At 56.2% G+C, this 20,075-nt stretch carries 20 protein-coding genes and 1 tRNA gene; 5 read left to right on the forward strand and 16 right to left on the reverse strand.

Annotated features, from left to right (window positions below; genetic code table 11):
• Position 1: 1 nt before the first annotated feature.
• A complete protein-coding gene (locus MWU60_RS08310; RefSeq protein WP_247226786.1) occupies positions 2 to 685 on the reverse strand; it encodes a DUF2848 domain-containing protein in 684 nt (227 codons plus the stop codon).
• Here MWU60_RS08310 and MWU60_RS08315 point away from each other — a divergent pair.
• A complete protein-coding gene (locus MWU60_RS08315; protein WP_247226878.1) occupies positions 627 to 827 on the forward strand; it encodes a hypothetical protein in 201 nt (66 codons plus the stop codon). The two genes, MWU60_RS08310 and MWU60_RS08315, sit on opposite strands and share 59 nt — an antisense overlap.
• A 94-nt stretch (positions 828 to 921) precedes the next feature.
• Here the strand turns inward: MWU60_RS08315 and MWU60_RS08320 are convergent, their stop codons facing one another.
• The 8 genes from MWU60_RS08320 to ugpB all read right to left on the reverse strand — a co-directional run bounded on the left by MWU60_RS08320 (position 922) and on the right by ugpB (position 9,051).
• Positions 922 to 1,167 carry a MoaD/ThiS family protein gene (locus MWU60_RS08320; protein WP_247226788.1) on the reverse strand — a complete coding sequence of 82 codons (246 nt, stop codon included), beginning with the start codon at positions 1,165 to 1,167 and terminating at the stop codon, positions 922 to 924.
• 4 nt (positions 1,168 to 1,171) lie between these two features.
• Positions 1,172 to 3,409: a xanthine dehydrogenase family protein molybdopterin-binding subunit gene (locus tag MWU60_RS08325; protein WP_247226789.1), complete on the reverse strand. Its 2,238-nt coding sequence runs from the start codon at positions 3,407 to 3,409 to the stop codon at positions 1,172 to 1,174.
• A 1-nt stretch (position 3,410) separates the two neighbouring features.
• On the reverse strand, positions 3,411 to 3,887 hold the full coding sequence (locus tag MWU60_RS08330; RefSeq protein WP_247226790.1) for a (2Fe-2S)-binding protein: 477 nt from the start codon (positions 3,885 to 3,887) through the stop codon (positions 3,411 to 3,413).
• Positions 3,884 to 4,747, reverse strand: a complete 864-nt coding sequence (locus MWU60_RS08335; protein ID WP_247226792.1) for a xanthine dehydrogenase family protein subunit M — start codon at positions 4,745 to 4,747, stop codon at positions 3,884 to 3,886. Before MWU60_RS08335 ends, MWU60_RS08330 begins: the two co-directional genes overlap by 4 nt.
• Positions 4,748 to 4,891: 144 nt before the next feature.
• Positions 4,892 to 5,947, reverse strand: coding sequence for a sn-glycerol-3-phosphate ABC transporter ATP-binding protein UgpC (ugpC, locus tag MWU60_RS08340; RefSeq protein WP_247226793.1), 1,056 nt, complete (start codon positions 5,945 to 5,947; stop codon positions 4,892 to 4,894).
• 3 nt (positions 5,948 to 5,950) lie between these two features.
• Positions 5,951 to 6,787 (reverse strand): sn-glycerol-3-phosphate ABC transporter permease UgpE, encoded by an 837-nt coding sequence (gene ugpE, locus MWU60_RS08345; protein WP_247226876.1) that lies wholly within the window; start codon positions 6,785 to 6,787, stop codon positions 5,951 to 5,953.
• Positions 6,788 to 6,807: 20 nt separating this feature from the next.
• Positions 6,808 to 7,689 (reverse strand): sn-glycerol-3-phosphate ABC transporter permease UgpA, encoded by an 882-nt coding sequence (gene ugpA, locus MWU60_RS08350; protein ID WP_247226794.1) that lies wholly within the window; start codon positions 7,687 to 7,689, stop codon positions 6,808 to 6,810.
• Positions 7,690 to 7,740: 51 nt separating this feature from the next.
• A complete protein-coding gene (gene ugpB, locus MWU60_RS08355) occupies positions 7,741 to 9,051 on the reverse strand; it encodes a sn-glycerol-3-phosphate ABC transporter substrate-binding protein UgpB (protein ID WP_247226795.1) in 1,311 nt (436 codons plus the stop codon).
• Between the two features lie 226 nt (positions 9,052 to 9,277).
• Between ugpB and MWU60_RS08360 the strand changes: the two genes are divergently transcribed.
• The 4 genes from MWU60_RS08360 to MWU60_RS08375 all read left to right on the forward strand — a co-directional run bounded on the left by MWU60_RS08360 (position 9,278) and on the right by MWU60_RS08375 (position 14,141).
• Positions 9,278 to 9,351 (forward strand) — tRNA-Gly (locus MWU60_RS08360).
• A 97-nt stretch (positions 9,352 to 9,448) separates the two neighbouring features.
• Positions 9,449 to 11,239 (forward strand): ABC transporter transmembrane domain-containing protein, encoded by a 1,791-nt coding sequence (locus MWU60_RS08365; RefSeq protein ID WP_247226797.1) that lies wholly within the window; start codon positions 9,449 to 9,451, stop codon positions 11,237 to 11,239.
• Positions 11,240 to 11,346: 107 nt separating this feature from the next.
• Positions 11,347 to 13,233 carry an acyl-CoA synthetase gene (locus MWU60_RS08370; protein ID WP_247226798.1) on the forward strand — a complete coding sequence of 629 codons (1,887 nt, stop codon included), beginning with the start codon at positions 11,347 to 11,349 and terminating at the stop codon, positions 13,231 to 13,233.
• Between the two features lie 35 nt (positions 13,234 to 13,268).
• Positions 13,269 to 14,141, forward strand: coding sequence for an NAD(P)-dependent oxidoreductase (locus MWU60_RS08375; RefSeq protein WP_247226799.1), 873 nt, complete (start codon positions 13,269 to 13,271; stop codon positions 14,139 to 14,141).
• A 73-nt stretch (positions 14,142 to 14,214) separates the two neighbouring features.
• Here MWU60_RS08375 and MWU60_RS08380 read toward each other — a convergent pair whose 3' ends face one another.
• The 7 genes from MWU60_RS08380 to MWU60_RS08410 form a co-directional block, all read right to left on the reverse strand.
• On the reverse strand, positions 14,215 to 14,736 hold the full coding sequence (locus tag MWU60_RS08380; protein ID WP_247226800.1) for a chemotaxis protein CheD: 522 nt from the start codon (positions 14,734 to 14,736) through the stop codon (positions 14,215 to 14,217).
• Positions 14,733 to 15,665, reverse strand: coding sequence for a CheB methylesterase domain-containing protein (locus tag MWU60_RS08385; protein WP_247226801.1), 933 nt, complete (start codon positions 15,663 to 15,665; stop codon positions 14,733 to 14,735). The genes MWU60_RS08380 and MWU60_RS08385 overlap by 4 nt, the downstream gene beginning before the upstream one ends.
• Before the next feature lie 186 nt (positions 15,666 to 15,851).
• Complete coding sequence (locus MWU60_RS08390) at positions 15,852 to 16,235, reverse strand: hypothetical protein (RefSeq protein WP_247226802.1); 384 nt, start codon at positions 16,233 to 16,235, stop codon at positions 15,852 to 15,854.
• Positions 16,232 to 16,618 carry a response regulator gene (locus MWU60_RS08395; protein WP_247226803.1) on the reverse strand — a complete coding sequence of 129 codons (387 nt, stop codon included), beginning with the start codon at positions 16,616 to 16,618 and terminating at the stop codon, positions 16,232 to 16,234. Before MWU60_RS08395 ends, MWU60_RS08390 begins: the two co-directional genes overlap by 4 nt.
• Positions 16,615 to 17,520 carry a protein-glutamate O-methyltransferase gene (locus MWU60_RS08400; protein WP_247226804.1) on the reverse strand — a complete coding sequence of 302 codons (906 nt, stop codon included), beginning with the start codon at positions 17,518 to 17,520 and terminating at the stop codon, positions 16,615 to 16,617. The genes MWU60_RS08395 and MWU60_RS08400 overlap by 4 nt, the downstream gene beginning before the upstream one ends.
• The gene (locus MWU60_RS08405; protein ID WP_247226805.1) at positions 17,517 to 17,984 is read right to left on the reverse strand and encodes a chemotaxis protein CheW; all 468 of its coding nucleotides are present in this window, start codon (positions 17,982 to 17,984) and stop codon (positions 17,517 to 17,519) included. Before MWU60_RS08405 ends, MWU60_RS08400 begins: the two co-directional genes overlap by 4 nt.
• The gene (locus MWU60_RS08410; RefSeq protein ID WP_348644671.1) at positions 17,971 to 20,073 is read right to left on the reverse strand and encodes a chemotaxis protein CheA; all 2,103 of its coding nucleotides are present in this window, start codon (positions 20,071 to 20,073) and stop codon (positions 17,971 to 17,973) included. Before MWU60_RS08410 ends, MWU60_RS08405 begins: the two co-directional genes overlap by 14 nt.
• Positions 20,074 to 20,075 lie beyond the last annotated feature (2 nt).

Here is a 20,075-nt window from a genome sequence, read left to right on the forward strand (position 1 = left end):
GTCACGCAACAATCGGCAGCGTCTTTACTGTATAGGACAGGTCTATGGTCTTGCCACGGTGGGGGTCCGATACTTCCATCCGATAAGAACGGGCGGGTCGCACTCCGCCGATTGCGGCGAAGGTGCCACATAGCATGGCTGTCCCATCGTCAAACCCGGCCCCGTCGCACAGATCTTCCAGCGGGCGAATGCCAGCCAGGGTTCCATCTTGATACAAAACCTCTTGCCCGTTCTCTGTGATCCAACAACGCAAGCGCATATCATCAAGATGGCCGACAATATCGTCAAAGTCCCACAGCGTGGTGGCAATGGGTTTGGCGCAAACTTGCTTGGACGCGGCAACGGAATGGGCCTCCAGATCGCGGTCCGTGTGGTCGGATGCGAGGCCAAAATAGGTCTTGCCACCCGCCCGGATCAACAAGGGTTCGACCTCGCCCGAAGAGCCTTCGCCCAGAACCTCGATCTTGTCAGATTGGGTCAAAAGCGCGGTTGAGACGCGATAGTACAGGGGGACCTGACTGGGCGGGCTGATACCCAGTTCGGCCAACTCATCAATGTGGTGCTGGACAGCCGCCAAGTCTCGCCCCGTCCACCCTGCGACGACACACGCGTTTATCGGCAGAGTGATGCTCCTGTTTTCAACATTGAAAGCTATATCCACGGTTTCAAGTCCTTTCGTGATCATCAATGCGATTAGCGGCGCTCAAAGCAACAGCGTGACAATCTATCGGATCGCACATTTGCCAGTTGGGCAAGCGGCAGCAGAAGCGGCGTTCCAAGTGATCCCTTCAAAAGTTTGGAAGATCCAGCCTCGCATGAATTTCTAACGTGGAACGCATTGGCATTCGCACATGACCAAAGAAGACATCCGCTTCACTTGAAGCATCCGTCACTTTGGGCTTTAAGCGGTCATCCAATGTCTCACCCGCCCACCATATAGGGCATCAAGATCACCTCGTTCTCTGGCCCGATCTTGGTGAACCATGCTTCCCGGTAGATCACCCCGTCCAGTGCCAGCGATACGCCGCGTTTGATTTGCGGTTTCAATCCGGGGTACTTCTCTGCCAAGGCATCCAGCAATTCCTTGAAATTGCTCGCCTCGACCTCGACCCATTCTTCGCCATCGGCCAAGGCGCGCAATGATCCCCAGAGTTTGACCCGCACCATGGCCCTAGCCTGTCATCGCTTTCAGCAATCGCGGTGGTGACATCGGCAGTTCCGTCATCCGCACACCCGCCGCCCGCGATACCGCGTTTGAAACCGCAGCCAAAGGCGGCACAATGGGTGTCTCGCCCACGCCGCGCACGCCGTAGGGGTGGCCGGGGTTGGGGATTTCAAGGATCACCGTTTCGATTGGCGGCAGGTCGGAGGCCACGGGCACGCGGTAGTCCAAAAACCCAGCGTTTTGCAGCCGCCCATCTTCGCCGTAGATATACTCTTCGTTCAGCGCCCAGCCGATGCCTTGCACGGCCCCGCCCTGCATCTGCCCTTCGACGTAATCGGGGTGCACGGCTTTGCCTGCGTCTTGAAACACCGTGTAGCGCAGAATTTTGACCGCGCCTGTTTCGCGGTCCACTTCGGTGTCGCACAGGTGCACGCCAAAGCTGACGCCTGCGCCGTCTGCGTTCACCTCATGGTGCCCCGCAATCGGCCCGCCGGTTTTGCCTGCGATTGCGGCAATCTCGGCCAGTGTCATTGGGGGATGTGTGCCCGCGTTTGGCCCTGCCGGTTTGGCACAGCCGTCTTCCCAGATCACCGCCTCTTCGTCGATATCCCATATTTTCGCGACACGGCGGCACATCTCTTTGATCGCGGCGCGCGCGGCCTCGATCGTGGCGAGGCCGACGGCAAAGGTCACCCGGCTGCCGTCGGTGATATCGTTGAACCCCAGCGACGAGGTGTCTGCGATGACCGTACGTACCTTGTCGTAAGGGACACCCAGTTCCTCTGCCGCCATCATCGAAATGGAGGCGCGCGAACCGCCGATATCAGGGTTGCCTTCGACCACGCCGATGGTGCCATCATCGTTGATATTCAGCGACACGCAGGTGTTGCCGCCAAAGTTGAACCAGAACCCGCAGGACAGACCCCGCCCTTGGTTCGGCCCAAGGGGGGCGGTGTAATGTGGGTGGGCCTTGGCGGCTTCGAGCGTAGCGACCAGTCCGATTTCATTGAATGTTGGCCCGTAGGACGACCGCGTGCCTTTGCGTGCCGCGTTCATCAGGCGCACGTCCAGCGGGTCGAGACCCAGCTCCTGACACAGCTCATCCACCACGCTTTCAACAGCGTAGATCGCGGTCGGCGCACCGGGTGCACGATAGGGAATTTCCTTAGGACGGTTCGTCATCGCGTTCCACCCGACAGTTTCCACTGCTTCAAGGTCATACGCCGCAAAAGCCGCCTGCGCGCCCATATCCACCGTCGCGTTCGGATAGGCGCCGCCGGAATAGCGCAGCTCGCCCCGTGCCGCCGTGATACGGCCATCTTTGGTCATGCCGATCTTGATATCCATCGACGTCGAAATCGTTGGTCCCGTCGCTTTAAGAACCTCATCGCGGGTCATCACGATTTTCACCGGTTTGCCCGCCTTGCGTGACAGGGCAAGTGCGACAGGTTCAATGAAGGTCGAGGTTTTGCCGCCAAAGCCGCCCCCGATTTCGGACGCGGTGATGCGCAGCTGGCTTTCCTCGACCCCCAGTGCTGCGGCGCAATTCGCGCGCACCATGTATTGCCCTTGCGTACAGCACCAGACCTCGCCTCGGCCATCGCTGCCAAGGCTCGCCATGCAGGCCTGTGGTTCGATGTAGCCTTGGTGCGTTGCGGCAGTCTTGAAGCTGCGTTCGATAATCTTGTCGGCCTTGGCGAACCCGGCCTCCAGATCGCCATGACCGAACTGGCAATGTGTGGTGACGTTTTGGGACATGCCTGCAGGCACGGTTTCAAGTGCGCGACCTTCCTGCACCACGGGCGCGTCGGGCTTCATCGCTTCGTCCACGTCCGTCACATGCGGCAGTTTCTCGTAGTTGACCTTGATCAGCCGGATCGCCTGTTTGGCAATCGCTTTGCTGGTTGCGGCAACAGCGGCGACAGCATGCCCATCATAGAGAACCTTGTCGCGTGCAAGGCAGTTGATCGCGACATCCGCAAAGGCTTCGTCCTCGGGCTGTGCAAGATCTGTGCCAGTGACTACGGCTTTGACGCCAGTCAGCGCCTTTGCCGCTGACGTATCAATCGACACGATCCGTGCGTGTGCATGCGGGCTGCGCAGGATGCGCCCGTGCAGCATGCCGGGGGCCGAGACATCCGCGCCATAGGCCGCTTTCCCGGTAACCTTGTCGATCCCATCAGGCCGTGTGACCCGTGTGCCGACGACCTTGAAATTACGCTCTGCTTGTGCGTCGAAAGCCATATTACGCGCTCCTCATTTCTGCCGCGGCGGTCTGGACCGCTTTGATGATCTTGTCATAGCCGGTGCAACGGCAGAGGTTCCCCGCCAGCCAATAACGCAACTCGGTATCCGTCGGATCAGGGTTCTTTTCCAAGAGCGCCTTGGCCGCGACCAAAATACCTGGCGTGCAGACGCCGCATTGCAGGGCCGCTTCCTCTAGGAAAATCCGCTGCAAGGGATGCAGTTCCTCACCATTCGCCATGCCTTCGATGGTCTCAACCTCAGCCCCTTGCGCTTCGACGCCCAACACCAGACATGAACAGACCACACGCCCGTTCAGCATCACGCTGCACGCACCACAGTCGCCGGTTCCGCAGCCTTCCTTGGCACCGGTCAGGCCCAGACGGTCGCGCAAGACGTCCAGCAGGCTTTCATCCGCGTGGCACAGAAACTCGGCGCTATCGCCGTTGATCGTTGTCTCTACTGGGATCGTTTTCATGCCTGACCTCCGGCGCGAGCGTATGCGATATGCGCGGCGCGCTTGGCCAGCACACCTGCCGTTTTGGTACGGAATTCAATCGTGCCGCGTTTGTCGGTGATCGGATTGCAGGCGGCCTCAACCGCCGCGACAAGCCCCGCGATAGCAGCGTCGTCCAGCTTTGAGCCGACGAGTGCCACGCCTGCATCCTGTACCAGCAACACCGTAGGCGCCACGGCGCCAACCGCGACATGTGCGGCCGTGACAACGCCGTCACTATCCAACTCTAAGCTGACCGCCGCGGATGAAACGGCAATGTCCATTTCGGTACGCGGGATGAAACGCAGGTAAGCGTCCGACGCCGTATCAGGACGCGCAGGCAGGAGGATCGAGGTGATAAACTCGCCCTTTGCCAATGAATTCTTGCCCGGCCCTGTCGGGATATCGACAACAGGCACGTCGCGCACGCCATCCGGTCCTTGCACGCGGGCCACAGCCCCGGCCGTCACCATCGCAGGAACGCTATCACCCGCAGGCGATCCGGTGCAAAGGTTGCCCGCCATCGTTGCACGGCTTTGCACCTGAGACGAGCCGATCAACTCGACGCCCTCAACCACACCGGGCCACATCGCTTTCAACGCGGCGTGCTCGCCCATCTCGGCACCCGACACAGCGGCGCCCACACGGAAACCCCCGTCCTCGGCCACTATCTCGCGCATGCCGGGCAGGTGCTTGAGATCGACCATCAAGTCAGGCTCGACCATTTCGGCCTTCAGCTGAACAAGAACATCGGTGCCGCCCGCCAGAATGCGTGCAATACCTGCTTCCTCATGCAGCAGCGTTGCTGCGGCCTCAAAGCTCTGCGGCTTTACGTATCTCATCTGCGTCTTGATCCTTTAGCAAGCAATCACATGCGTGATTCCATCTACTTCGCGTCCAGTGTGTCGCGTCCGACCTAGGGGGTCAAATCCATTATCCCCGGTTTTTGGGCGTATGCCCGATAAGCACGACGTGATACTGACGCGTTATGCCGTAAGGCGCAGGCCTGAATTGATATCGAACAGATGTGATTTGTCGGGCTGTATGGAAAACTGCATGTCAGTTGTTTCACGACTGAGGATATGAACACCCGGCAGGCTGGCGGTAAAGCTTTCCTTGGTGTCAACAAGCTCGCAATGCAAAAGCGTGTTTGCTCCAAGCGGCTCTGCCATCTTGGCTTTCACGCGGATGGCTCCGGCTTCATCAGCGACCAGGTGTTCTGGACGGATGCCAAACTTGGTGGGGCCACTTGGCGCATTGGCTTCGACGATGCGCTGGTCGCCCAACATGACCCATCCGTCTTTGATTTCGGCATCCAGAATGTTCATCGCGGGGCTGCCGATGAACTGTGCCGCAAACAGGGTGCGCGGGGTCTCGTAAACTTCAAGCGGGGTGCCGATCTGTTCGGCGATCCCACCATTCATCACGATCATCCGGTCGGCCATTGTCATGGCTTCGACCTGATCATGCGTCACGTAAAGCGCCGTAATACCCAGCTTTGATTGAAGCTCTTTGATCTCCAGCCGCATTTGAACGCGTAGCTTTGCGTCAAGGTTCGAGAGCGGTTCATCAAAAAGGAATACTGCCGGTTCACGGACAATCGCGCGGCCCATCGCAACGCGCTGGCGCTGCCCGCCTGACAGTTCGCGCGGTTTGCGATCCAGCAGCGGTTCAAGTTGCAAAAGCTGGGCTGCCTGCAGCACTTTGGCGTCGATCTGATCTTTCGGCAGCTTTGCGATCTTCAAACCGTAGCCCATGTTCTGCCGCACCGACATATGCGGGTAAAGCGCGTAGTTTTGGAACACCATCGCGATATCGCGGTCCATGGGTTCTTTGTCGTTGGCACGTGTGCCCCCGATCACAACATCACCCGCCGTCACCGTTTCCAGCCCTGCAACCATGCGCAACAAGGTGGATTTACCGCAACCGGACGGCCCGACGATGACGATAAACTCACCATCGGCGATGTCCGTCGTGATGCCGTGGATCACGTCCGTTTCGCCAAAGCTTTTCTTGATATCTTGCAGGGAAACCGTTGCCATATCTTACTTCTCGCTATCGACAAGGCCGCGGATAAACAGCCGTTGCATGCCCACGACCACAATCACAGGCGGGATCATCGCAAGGATGGATGTCGCCATGATCGTCGGCCAATGGGCAAAGTCATCGCCACTGGGGAACATCTGTTTGATGCCCATGACGATGGTGTTCATTTCAGGATCGGTGGTGATGAGCAGCGGCCAAAGGTATTGGTTCCAGCCGTATATAAACAGGATCACAAAGAGTGCCGCGATATTTGTGCGGCTCATCGGCACGACGATATCCCAGAAGAACCGCATAGGGCGGGCGCCATCGACGCGGGCAGCCTCTGCGAGTTCGTCGGGGATGGTCAGAAAGAATTGGCGGAACAGGAAGGTCGCCGTGGCCGAGGCGATCAGCGGGAAGATCAGGCCGGAATAGGAGTTGAGCATGCCGAAGCCTGCGACGACTTCGTAAGTCGGTACAATCCGCACTTCGACAGGCAACATCAGTGTTAGGAAGATCAGCCAGAAGAACAGGTTTCGGCCCGGAAACTTGAAATAGACAATCGCAAAAGCGGATAGCAGCGAGATGATGATTTTGCCGACTGCGATGCCAATCGCCATGACCAGGCTGTTGAACAGCATCGTTCCAACCGGCACGTTTATCCCTGAAAACAGCGCGTTCTTGTAGTTGGTCCAAAGCTGATCGCCCGGCCAGACGGGCATGGGCGGACGGATGATGTCGGCTTGGGTCACGGTTGAGGCGACAAAGGCCAGCCAGATCGGAAAGAAGATCACCAGCACGCCAAGGATCATAAAGACATGGGTCAGCCAAAGGCCCGAGCCGCGCTTCTCGACCATACCATGAACTTGACGCGCCATTAGTAATGCACCCGTTTTTCGATGAACTTGAATTGCAGGACGGTCAGCAGTCCCACCACGATCAGCAGGATCACCGATTGCGCAGAGGACGAGCCAAGGTCTTGGCTGACGAACCCGTCGGAGTAGACTTTGTAGACAAGGATCGTCGTTGTTTGCTGGGGCCCACCCGCAGTGATCGTGTGGATCACGCCGAAGGTTTCAAAGAAAGAATAGACGATGTTGACGACAAGCAGGAAGAAGGTCGTGGGCGACAAAAGCGGCAGCACGATGGTCCAGAAGCGCCGCCAGAAATGCGCGCCGTCAATGGCTGCGGCTTCGATCACCGATTTTGGGACCGCTTGCAGGGCAGCGAAGAAAAACAGGAAGTTATAGCTGATCCGCCCCCAGGCGGATGCGACAACGACCAAACCCATCGCCTCACCCCCATTCAGCACATGGTTCCAGTCGTATCCCAATTGGCCTAGATACCACGACACAACGCCAACACGGGTGTTGAACATGAACAGCCAAAGCACGCCTGCGACAGCCGGAGCCACGGCGTAAGGCCAGATCAGTAAGGTGCGGTAAACGCCGGAGCCTTTGATCAAGCGGTCTGCGATGACTGCCAGAAAAAGCGCCGGGATCATTGAGCAGAGGGTGACTAGGATTGAAAAGACCGCGGTGGTCACGAAAGACGCGCGATAGAACGGGTCTGAAAGAAGAAACTCAAAATTGCCTAATCCAACCCATTGCATGGAAAGGCCAAAAGGGTCGGGGATGAACAGCGATTGCCAGATCGCTTGCCCGGCGGGATAGAAAAAGAACACAGCCGAAATCACGACTTGCGGCGCGATCAGCAAAGCCGGTAACAACCAGCCTTTGAATTTTACTCTTTTTTCCATGCACTCAACCGGCGAAAAAGGCGGACCACTTGGCCCGCCTTTTTGTTTGCCTTAGCCGTTCGCGGACTCGAACCGGCGCAAGAGCGCGTCACCGCGTTCTTTGGCGCTGTCCATGGCTTCCTGCGCTGTCTTATCGCCAGCCCAGATTGCCTCCAGCTCCTCATCAATGATCCCGCGGATCTGATCGAAGGATCCAAGACGCAACCCTTTGGAGTTCGCGGTTGGTTCATTCGCGGTCATCTGGATAACGGCAACGTCAGTGCCCGGGTTTTCTTCATAAAAACCAGCAGCACGTGTCGCTTCACCGGCCGCAGAAGTGATGGGCAGATAGCCTGTGTCCTGGTGCCACTGCGCCTGAACGTCGCTGGAAGACAGGAAAGCAAGGAATTCACCAACGCCTGCGTATTCTTCCTCTTCATGGCCTTCCATCACCCAAAGCGATGCACCACCGATGATGGTGTTCTGCGGCGCATTGCCGACACCTTCCCAATAGGGCAGGGGACGCACGTCAAAATCAAACTCGGCCTCAGCCTTGATCCCGGCATAACCAGCAGAGCTTTCGGTGAAGAGGGCACATTCGCCCGACCGGAAGTTCGCACCACCTTCGTTACGGCGACCGGTGTAGATGAATTTGCCATCTTGGGCCCATTCGCCCATGGCCGTCAGGTGGGCCACTTGAGCCTCGCCGTTCAGCATCAACTCTGTGTCGAGCCCAGCAAACCCGTTGTCCTGGCTGGCGAATGGCACATCGTGATAGGCTGAGAAGTTTTCGAGGTGGATCCAGCTTTGCCATGCAGTGACCAGTGGGCATTCGGAGCCGCCTGCTTTCAGCGCTTCAAGCGTTTCGCCAACGTTTTGCCATGTGGACAGATCAGTGTCTGGATCAACGCCTGCCTCTTCAAACGCATTGCGGTTCACCCACAAAACAGGGGTAGAGGAGTTGAATGGCAGCGACAGCATGTCGCCATCAGTTGTTGTATAATAGCCTTTGACCGACCCGATGTAGGCATCGGGGTCAAACGTCGCGCCGCTTTGTGCCATGACCTCAAAAACCGGTCTGGTCGCACCTTGCGCCGACATCATCGTCGCTGTGCCGACCTCAAACACCATCAGGATATGGGGATGCTCACCTGCGCGGAACGCGGCGATACCAGAGTTGAGCGTTTCTGAATAGTTGCCCTTGTGGCTTTGCACCACGACATAGTCGCTTTGGCTTGCGTTGAATTCTTCCACCTGTGCGGCGACCAGCTCGCCCAAACGGCCGGTGAAGGCGTGCCAGAACTGAACTTCGGTTTGTGCCGAGGCCGCGATTGGCGACAGCATTGTGGAAACGGCAAGAGCGCCGAGTAGTGATTTATGCATTAGTCCTCCCTTGCACCGCAGCGGTGCTTTGTCATGTGATGCAATGACTTAGGCCCTACATCTGTTTTGTGACAGTAAAACGATACACAGCCTTGGGATTTTATCAAGAAGGGACTATCCACCCCAATCTTGGTAGCGTGATGCCATGTCATGTTGCAAGATAGCGTATTGGGTATCAGAGCGTCTTGACCTAGCATCAAAGGTCCAATACCCAACAATCATCAGCGCGGGCGTTGTGTAATGGTAAGACCTCAGATTTCCAATCTGATGATAGGGGTTCGATTCCCCTCGCCCGCTCCATCTTTCATGCAGATCAAAATACCTCTGATGCATTTGGTCGCCTTGTGAAACGGTCAGTTCAGTTTTATGTCCTGCTGAACGCTGCTGAGGACCATTGATGGCCGAGACCCAAAGACCCAAACCAGAAGATCGCCCCACAGGCAAACGCGTCGGTGCGCTGACAGCACTGTGGCCGTTCATGAAGCCTTACCGGTTGAACATGCTGGGGGCCGGTTTTGCGCTGGTCTTTACGGCGATGGTGTCGCTCAGCTTACCACTGGCCGCTGAACGGGTGGTCGATAGTTTCGGGCTCGCCTCTGGTGAGATCGGCCAGCATTTCGTGACCATGCTGGTTATCGCGACGTTGCTCGCTTTTGGGACTGCGCTTCGATACTATCTGGTGACGCGGTTGGGTGAACGGGTGGTCGCTGACATACGCAAGGCCGTGTTCAACCGCATGATCAGCATGAGCCCCGCATTCTATGAACGCATCATGACCGGTGAGGTGCTCAGCCGGATCACGACAGACACAACGCTGATCCTGTCGGTGATTGGCAGTTCGGTATCCATCGCGCTGCGCAACATCCTGATTTTCATCGGGGGCGTTATTTTGATGCTGCTGACCTCGGTGAAGATGAGCGCGATGGTGCTTTGGCCGATCCCGGTTGTGCTGTTTCCGATCCTGTTTCTGGGACGGCGCGTGCGCAGCCTGTCCAAGGAAAATCAGGACCTGATTGCGGAATCCAGTGGCGATGCGTCTGAGCAGTTGCTGTCGGCCCAAACCGTGCAGGCCTTTACGCATGAAGAATTGAGCCGGGCCAAGTTCGACGAGGTGACAGAGCAAAGCTATCATTCGGCCCGCAAGCGGATCATGACGCGTGCGGCATTGACAGCCATTGTGATCTTTATGGTTTTCGCCGCCATCGTGCTGTTCCTGCAGATGGGGTCGCAAGATGTTGTCGCCGGTGAAATCACCGAGGGCGGGTTGGTGCGTTTCCTGTTTTACACCATCATGGTGGGCGGTGCCGTGGCGGCATTGTCCGAGGTTTGGGGTGAGTTGCAGCGCGCCGCAGGTGCGACGGAACGTTTGGTTGAATTGCTGACCGCCGAAGATACCGTACAGGACCCGGCGCAACCCAATGTGCTGCCAACGCCAGTCAAAGGTGCGCTGCATTTTGACAATGTGCATTTTCACTATCCATCACGGCCGCAGATTTCGGCGCTAGATGGTATCAACCTTGAGATTAAACCGGGCGAAACCGTGGCATTGGTCGGACCTTCCGGGGCGGGCAAAAGTACCATCATTCAGATGGTCCAGCGATTCTATGATCCGCAGGATGGGGCGGTGCGCATTGATGGCAAAGACCTGCGCGATTTGGATCGCTCAGACTTCCGCAAACACATAGCGCTTGTGCCGCAGGACCCGGTAATATTTGCAGACACGGCGCGCGAAAACATTCGCTTTGGTCGTCCGACGGCGACCGACGCCGAGGTCGAAGAAGCCGCCAAGGCCGCTGCGGCTTATGATTTTCTGACAGCACTTCCCGATGGCTTTGACAGCTATGTGGGCGAACGCGGTGTCATGCTGTCGGGCGGACAAAAACAACGGATCGCTATTGCGCGGGCTATTCTGCGCGATGCCCCGATCCTGCTGCTGGACGAGGCGACAAGCGCGCTGGATGCAGAAAGCGAATATGCGGTGCAGCGGGCAGTGGAAGAATTGGCGCGCACCCGCACAACCTTGATCGTGGCACACCGTCTGGCAACAGTGAAAAAGGCCGACCGGATCATCGTCTTGGAAGACGGCAAAATTGTTGCGCAAGGCAGCCATGATGCGCTGGTCGCCCAAGGCGGGCTGTATGCGCGGCTGGCGCGTTTGCAGTTTACCGAAGGTGTTGCCGCAGAATAGCGTTGATTTTCGCAGCGTAAGACTTGTGATTTTGTGCGTTTTTGCCCACCCTATGCTGTCAGGGAGGCTGCGTAAAACTGCGCGGTGAAAAATCGGGAGGAGACGGCATGGCTTTTGCAAGTGTCGCAGATCGGGATGCAATTGAGGCCGAAAAGCCGTGGGATGAGCGCAATACGCCGACAACGACGTATGAGTTACTCAGCCAGACGGCATCAAAATTTGGCAGTCGCAAAGCCGTCAGTTTCAGCCTTCTCTCTGACCCGAATGCGAAATGCGAAACGCTGAATTGGAATGAATTGCGCGACAAAACCGGTCAGGCGGCCAATATGTTCCGCGATCTTGGTGTCGGCGAAACGGATGTCGTCGCCTATTTGATGCCCAACGCGACCGAGACGATCCTGACCTATCTTGGTGGCCAAGTCGCAGGCATCGTCAACCCGATCAACCCGCTGCTGGATGCCGAACAAATCGCGGCAATTCTGCGTGAGACCGGCGCCAAGGTGCTGGTCACACTCAAGGCTTTCCCCAAGACCGATGTGGCCCAAAAGGCCGCCGAAGCGGTCCGGCTGGCCCCCAATGTGACCCATGTGCTTGAGGTCGATCTGCACCGTTATCTGACTGGTTTGAAACGGCTGATTGTCCCGCTGATCCGCCCCAAGAACCCGGTGACCCACAATGCCACAGTCCTTGATTTCAACGCAGAGATGAACAAACAACCCGCAGTACTCAGCTTTGAAGACAGCAAGGTGGACCGGGTTGCGGCTTACTTCCACACCGGCGGGACCACGGGCATGCCGAAGGTCGTGCAGCACCGTTATTCGGGCATTGTCTACAACGCTTGGTTGGGCGACAAATTGCTCTTCACCGAAGAAGACGTGCAGATTTGTCCGCTGCCTTTGTTTCATGTTTTTGCGACGATCGTCTCGCTGGGGGCGTCTTTGGGATCAGGGGCGCAAGTCGTGTTTCCGACGCCGCAGGGCTATCGCGGCGAAGGGGTGTTCGATAACTTCTGGAAGTTGGTCGAAAAACACAAAGTGACCTTCATGATCACGGTGCCAACAGCAATGTCAGCACTGATGCAGCGCAAGGTGGACGCTGATATCTCAACACTGCGTTTGGCATTCTGCGGATCAGCACCGTTGCCGCTTGAACTGTATCGCCGGTTTGAAGAGGCTGCTGGCGTGACCATCTGTGAAGGCTATGGCTTGACCGAAGCGACCTGCCTTGTGTCAATCAACCCACCAAGTGGGGAAAAGCGGGTCGGTTCGATCGGAGTGCCGTTCCCCTATACGCACGTCAAGATTGTGAATCCAGCAGATGGTGAAGTGCTTGATATTGACGAGATTGGCGAAATCTGCGTTTCAAACCCCGGTGTCTATGGCGGCAAAACCTATACTGAGACGGAAAAGAACGCCGATCTGTTCTATCCGGGACCGCAATCTGATGCGCAGTACCTGCGGACCGGCGATCTGGGACGTGTCGATGCCGATGGCTATCTTTGGATCACGGGCCGCGCGAAAGACCTGATTATCCGTGGCGGTCACAACATTGACCCCGCCGAAATCGAGGAGGCTTTGGCCGGGCACGACGCCGTCGCCTTTGCCGGTGCCATTGGCCAACCTGACCAGCACGCGGGCGAGGTGCCTTGCGTCTATGTCGAGTTGGTTGACGGTGCGAGTGTGACGCAGGAAGACCTAATGGATTTTGCCAAAAAGCACATTCACGAGCGAGCGGCGCATCCCAAGCACCTTGAAATCCTAAGCGAATTGCCAAAAACGGCCGTTGGCAAGATATTCAAACCTGATTTGCGTAAGCGGGCGATCACGCGGATTTATGACGCGGCCTTAGTCAACATGGCCGCCGAGGTGCGGGATGTGAGTGAGGACAAGAAACGCGGTCTGGTTGCGCATATTGTCAAAACCGGTGATGTCTCGGACGCCGAAATTGGCAGCGCGTTGAATGCCTACACTATCCCTTGGGAATTAGCGGACTAAGGTTCCGCGAAAGCAACGAATAAAGGACAGCTGTGATGACAAAACTCGCGTTTCTGGGCCTGGGGGTCATGGGATACCCGATGGCCGGGCATTTGCAGGCGGCCGGACACGATGTGACGGTCTATAATCGGACTGCTGCAAAGGCTGAAAAGTGGGTGGCACAGCATGGTGGTGCGATGGCCGCGACCCCACGCGGTGCGGCTGAAGGCGCCGATCTGGTCATGGCTTGTGTCGGGAATGACGATGACCTGCGGTCGGTTTGTCTGGGCGAGGATGGTGCGTTCGCGGCAATGTCTGCCGGGACGATCTTTGTCGACCACACGACAGTTTCCGCCGCAGTGACGCGGCAATTGCATGACGTCGCCGCGGCTGGTGGCGTGGCTTTCGTTGATGCCCCTGTATCGGGCGGGCAAGCGGGTGCTGAAAACGGCGCGCTTTCTGTGATGTGCGGTGGTGCGGCAGATAGCTATGCCAAGGCCGAGATGGTGATCAGTGCTTATGCTAAATTGTGCCGCCGTATCGGTGACAGCGGGGCTGGACAGATGACTAAGATGTGCAATCAAATCGCGATTGCGGGGCTGGTGCAAGGGTTGTCAGAGGCGCTGCACTTTGCCCAAAAGGCCGGGCTTGATGGCGAAGCGGTTGTCGAGGTTATCAGCCAGGGCGCGGCGGGCAGTTGGCAGATGTCGAACCGATACCAGACCATGCTGGACGATAAATGGGATCATGGGTTCGCAGTTGACTGGATGCGAAAGGACCTGGGAATTTGCCTTGACACAGCCAATGAGAACGGCGCGAGCCTGCCGGTGACGGCGCTTGTCGATCAGTTCTATAAAGACGTCCAGAAACTGGGTGGCGGGCGCTGGGACACGTCATCTCTGCTCAAGCGCTTGCAGGCGATGGGATAGACCGCAGGCAATTCAGTTGCCGCGTTGTTCATGATGTCCGGACAAGCCGGGTTGGATGAACAGTTCCCACCCTTTAAAATAGCGTGATGTCGGCAGGTTGTGGTGCGGGTGGCTTGATCGGGGCGACGTCAGGCAACGCACCTGACACTTGCATTTGCCTTGCCGCACCCGTTGAGGGAATGAACTGGATGCGGCGGGCCGATACACCGCCCAGACTTTGGGACAGGCAGGCGATACCTTCCCGCGCAAGAAAGTCGAGAGCGAAGGTCGCATTTGTCGCGCCAATATCGCGTGCATGTTCTGTCATGCGCGCACCACCGAAAAGTTTCGCTTGCAAATGCGACCGCTGGCCACCCGCCTTTAGAACGCGGTTGATCAGCAACTCCATCGCGTTCACTCCGTACTTCAGATCATCGCTTTCGGTTGTACCTGCGGTCGCCAAGAGAAAATGGTTCATGCCCCCAACCCCGGCCTTCGGGTCAAAAAGACAAACCGCGACGCACGACCCCAGAACGGTCGACATCATGACATTTGGATCAGCAGAAACGGCGTAATCGCCTTGGATGACCGTGACGGTCTTACGGCCTTGCGTCATGCGCGTAACCTCGCGGCACATGCGCTCAGCAGTGCTGGACCGATTTTAGGCAGTGGCAATTCTTGCTCTACGCCACCAAGTTCTTTCGCGATGCGCGGCATGCCGTACACAACGCTTGTCGCTTGATCTTGTCCAATCGTTGTCGCCCCCGCCTCGCGAAGGGCGGTCATACCGCGCGCGCCATCCCGCCCCATACCTGTGAGCAAGGCAGCCACGATGTTTTTGGCGATTGGTACGGCAGATGTGAATAGCGCATCAACCGACGGGCGGTGGCCCGAGACAGGCGGTCCCGCCTGCAATGACATGCGCGGGGCGGCCCCTTTGTGCAAACAAAGATGGGCCATGTCACCGGGCGGCAGATAAATATGACCAGGCTTCAACGGCATACCATCTTGGGCTTGTTCCACCTTTGCTTGGGTCGCGCCATCCAATAAGCGGATCAGGCTTGCTGCAAAGCTGCCACCGGTATGTTGCACAATGAGGGTGGGAGGGCATGTTGTGCCAAAACTCTGTGTGGTCTTTAGCAAGGCGTCTATGCCGCCGGTAGATGCCCCGATAAGCACAACTTTCTGCGGATCGAATTGCGTCTTACTCTCTGCTCGCGACGGCGGATTACTGGTGTCAGATTTTCGTTGTGATGCCGCGCGGACAGCATCCAGCAGCGCGCGGCTGTCGTGTTGATCGGTGACAAAAATGACGTGTTCGCGTGCCTTTGATGACAGCGACGACAGGACCATTCCCGGGTCATCAGCCATCAAGACGCAACCAATCCCCAAGATGCGAAATAGTGTATCCAGCAATTCAAACTCGGCGCAATCTGCGAAACTAGCTGCCATGACAACGCAATCGGGTTGGTTGTGCTCAGCAAAATCGTAGGTGCTCGTCAATGTGGTCGTGACCATACAAAAGACGGTGCCTGGGTGAGACATCAGGATGTTGCGCAGTCGCTCGCCTGCTAGCGGCGATGGATGAGAGACCAAAATCTGCATTTATTTTCTCAGTTCGGGTTGGAACGTTGCTTAGAAGGGTTTTTGTTTCGGGTTATGCGCCACAAAAGGTAGGCTGCAACAGTGTCGTCGTTTGTCTTCTTCCTTGGTCAATGCTGGACGTCAAAATTAGAAAAGTGAGATATCGGTCGCATTTACCGGCTCTTCCGCATCGTAAGGAGCGCCGGTTTCATCGCCGATCATGCGTCTTAAGTATTCAAGTCGAATTGGATCAATGACGTCGGTCTGTGAGATAAAGACCGAGTTGGGCATCGCCTTTGCGAGACGCGTCAGTAGTGTTTCGATCTCTTGCAACGATTGGCTGAGCATATCCATAGACTGTAAGTCTTTTAAGGAGACAGGATTTCCCTGTGTTGCGTCAACTGGCTGCAACAGGTGCAACTCGAGATCTCGCACTATTTCGTTTGTTACCCGAACAGCCGCGCTGGCATTCATAAGTACGTTCGCAACGCTTTGATGTCGCTCTTGCGGGCCTTGTGCAGGATCGTTCATAGGCGGCCGACCACACTTTCTATGCACTGCTTCATACTGGCGGTTGAGAAAGGTTTTTTGATGATGTTGTTCAACCCCAATGCCCGCCCCTTGGCGACCAGATCAGGCGTCGGGTTGCCCGTCACAAGAATGAAACCGATCCGCGCTGTTGATTTGTTTTGCCGTAGTGCCTGTAGCAGTTGCAGTCCGTCCATGCCTGGCATGTTGTAATCCGACAGCACAAGATGAACGGGATCGGCGATAAGTTTGTCAAACGCCGCCCGCCCGTCATTTTCAGCTTGGTTTTTCCAAATGCCCATTTCTTCAATGGCTTGCACAAGTAGTCCGCGGCTGACTCCCATATCATCGACAATCATTACACGCAGCGTGTCCTTCAAACTCATGTTTTGCCTTCTTTCATGTCAGGTTGTGCGGATCGCATAGGGCCATCCTGTTTTCTGTAGGTTGTGATGCCGACGCTTTCGAACTGTGTCGTGGCGGGGCCGCTAAGCCGCTCGGAGTGCCCGATCATTAGATGCGCGCCTGTTTCCATGACTCCAGCGAAACGTTGCCAAAGCCGCGCCTGGGTTTGTTTGTCAAAATAGATCGCTGCGTTTCTACACATAATGACATCGAACTTGCGCTGCATTGGCCAGTCTTCAATGAGGTTCAGTTCACCAAAGGAAATCAATTGCCGCAGTTCATCGCGGATGGTGATGTGTTGTGATTTCGCGCTGCCGCTGACCAGAAGGCGCTCGCGCCATGTAGAAGGAATTGCCTCTATTTGCTCAGCGGGATATGTGGCTTGCTTCGCCTTTGTGATGATATTTGGATCAATATCTGTGGCCAGAATTCTGAAATCATATTTGGTGATGTCTGGTGCCCCGGCCAACAAGGCTGCGGCGATGCAATAGGCTTCTTGTCCAGCAGAGCAGGCGGATGACCATAGCCGTACTGCCTGTCCATTGCGCGCCTTTTCAAGCAGTTGCGGCGCTATGATGTCACGCAGCGTTTCAAAGTGGTGCATTTCGCGAAAGAAATGCGTGACGTTGGTTGTGAGTGCGGACAGAAGAAAAGGCCGCTCGGTTTCGGCCTCTGGCCGGTCGAGTAGGGCGCAATAAGATTCAAAATCTGGTAGGTTGAGCGCGCGTAACCGCTTCGCAAGGCGAGAGTAGACCAATGCCTTTTTGGAGGGTTGCAGAAACAGCCCATATCGCTTGTTGGCCAGATCGGCAATCCTGCGAAAGTCTTGATCGGTGAACGAAAAATCACTGCTGCTTGTGGTTTGAAGAACTGCGGCCGTCATGCTGCTACCTGTCCTTGGTCGGGCAGTAGCGCCGCCAAGTTAATCACTTTTGTCATATCATCGCCAACAGGAATGATCCCCGGCGTTGCACGCGTTGTTGGATCTTCCGAGTTGCGCGGGGTTTCGCGCACCATATCCGGACTGACGCCTAGAATTTCAGAGACAGATTCAACAAGCAGCCCGACAATCCGTTCTTCAATCGCTGAGATAATGATCACATGTCGTTCACTAGGTTCGATTTTGGCAAAACCAAGTTTTTCAGCCAGATCAATTATTGGGATGACGGCCCCGCGCAGGTTAATGACACCAAGAACATGAGACGGCGAATGAGGTAGAATTGTCACCGGTGACCAGCGGCGAATTTCACGGATTTGCGTTATCTCAATGCAGAAATTTTGCCCACCCGCGACCAGTGTTACGAATTCAAGCTGTTTGGATTGATTTGCTTCTTCAGGAAGTGACATGAATTGGGTCCTCTTGCTGCATCGCATTCTGGCCCTGTAGCGACGGCGCGCTGGCTGCGATTGCCTCTGGATCAATAATCAACGCAATTTTCCCATCGCCCAGGATGGTTGCTCCGGAGATCCCAGCGATTTCTCCGTAGTTGCCTTGCATACTTTTGACGACGACCTGTCGCTGATCAAAGATATCATCAACAACCAGTGCACATTGAGCCACGGTTTCCGTTTGGATCAGCAACAACACGCGATCGGTTAGCGCCTTTTTACAGGGTGGCGTGCCCAACCTGTCCGCAAGATCAATGATCGGGACATAGTCGCCGCGGATCCGCAGCAGATGACTACTAAGCCCGATAGGTGAAAGATCGGCGTCAGTAGGGCGGATCGTTTCAAGAATACTGGTGATGGGTACCACCATTGTCTGTCCACCCACAAAGATGATCATACCGTCCATAACCGCAAGTGTCAGCGGCAACGTGATTGAAAAGGTGGTGCCTTCGCCACGTACGCTGCTGATGGCTATCCGGCCACCCAAAGCGGTAATGGCTGTTTTCACAACGTCCATGCCGACCCCACGCCCGGACAGATTTGTGACCTCCTTTGCGGTTGAAAACCCCGGTGCGAACAGAAGGTGGTCAATCTCCTGATCAGAAAGCTGTGCATCGGGCGCAATAACTCCCTTTTCAATAGCTATTTCTTTGATACGGGGCCGGTTAAGGCCGGCGCCATCGTCGATGATTTCAATCACAATGCTGCCGGATCGTTGGCTTGCAGTCAGCCGTAAAACGCCGTCCCGCTTCTTTCCCGCGGCTTCCCTATCATCAGGCGTTTCTATGCCGTGATCTATTGCGTTTCTGATCATATGCGTGAGTGGGTCCGCCAGGCGTTCGACCACGATCTTGTCAACTTCGGTGCCCTCACCTTCGGTGAGAAGCGTGACATCCTTGCTTGTCGCATCGGCCGCTTCGCGCGCGATCCGCATCATCCGTTGAAACAACGGTTTTACCGGCTGCGCCCGAATGGCCATGACACCTTCTTGGATTTCGCGAGCAAGCAGTTTGTAGTCATCGAGATCGGCAAACAGGTCGGAGGAGTTCGGCAGTGCCGCTTCTTCCAATCGTTGCGAGATAACGGATTGGTTAATGATTAACTCGCCGACAGCATTGATCAGTCTATCAACGCGTTCAGGGTCGACGCGAAGCGTTGCGTTTGAACGCTTCGCTTGTTTTTCAGTTGTCGGTTTCTTTTGGGGTTTTGGTGGTTCGGGTGTTGTTGCTTCGGATGCGATCTCGATTGGTGCAACTGTATCCGAAGGCTCCACCTGCTCGGGCTCATCGGCAATGAAGGGGACTGGAATATCTGCTGGATCGTCTGTCTCGATATTGCTGACCTTCAGATCGCATAAATCCTCTACAAATTGAAAGACCTCCAGGATTGGCAGGTCATTTTGTGGACCTTCAAGGTCGATCTTCCAACTTAGATAACCACTCGCCCAATCGTATCCCTCGAATGTGTCAGGAATGCCGGATGTGTCGATTTCCACTGTGGTGTTGCCCAACTCTTGCAACGCTCTAATAATCAACAGCGGGTCGTTGCCAGTGGCGTAGAACTCTTTGCCGGGTGAAAAGGTGACGTGATAGCGGTTTGGCGCCGCGGGTTCGTCAAAGGACAGTGTGAGTGCCTCGAAAACGAATTCTTCTTCGACAACCCCCTCGTCGCCGAGAAAGGACTTTAAATCGTCCAGAACCGGTGCCACTTGATCTTGGTCAGCGGGTGTATCGTTGCGCGCGGCATCCACAAGATCCGACAGAACGTCGCCCGCCCGTTGTAGTACACGCAGCAGGTTTTCATCGGCGTCAAGACGCCCGCCGCGCACCTCGTCCAGCACTGTTTCGAACGTATGGGCAAACCCAACCAAGTCTTCCAATGAAAACGCGCCGGCAGCGCCTTTGATGGAGTGTACGGCCCGGAAAACAGCGTTCACCGTTTCATCGTCGGCCTGCCCATCGCGCATGTCGCTGAGACCTTCGGTCAGCGCAACCAGAAGATCCTCACACTCTTCAAAGAATGCATCAAGAATTGAGCCGTCTGTCATCA

The sequence above is a fragment of the Yoonia sp. F2084L genome, from assembly GCF_023015625.1.
GTDB lineage: Bacteria > Pseudomonadota > Alphaproteobacteria > Rhodobacterales > Rhodobacteraceae > Yoonia.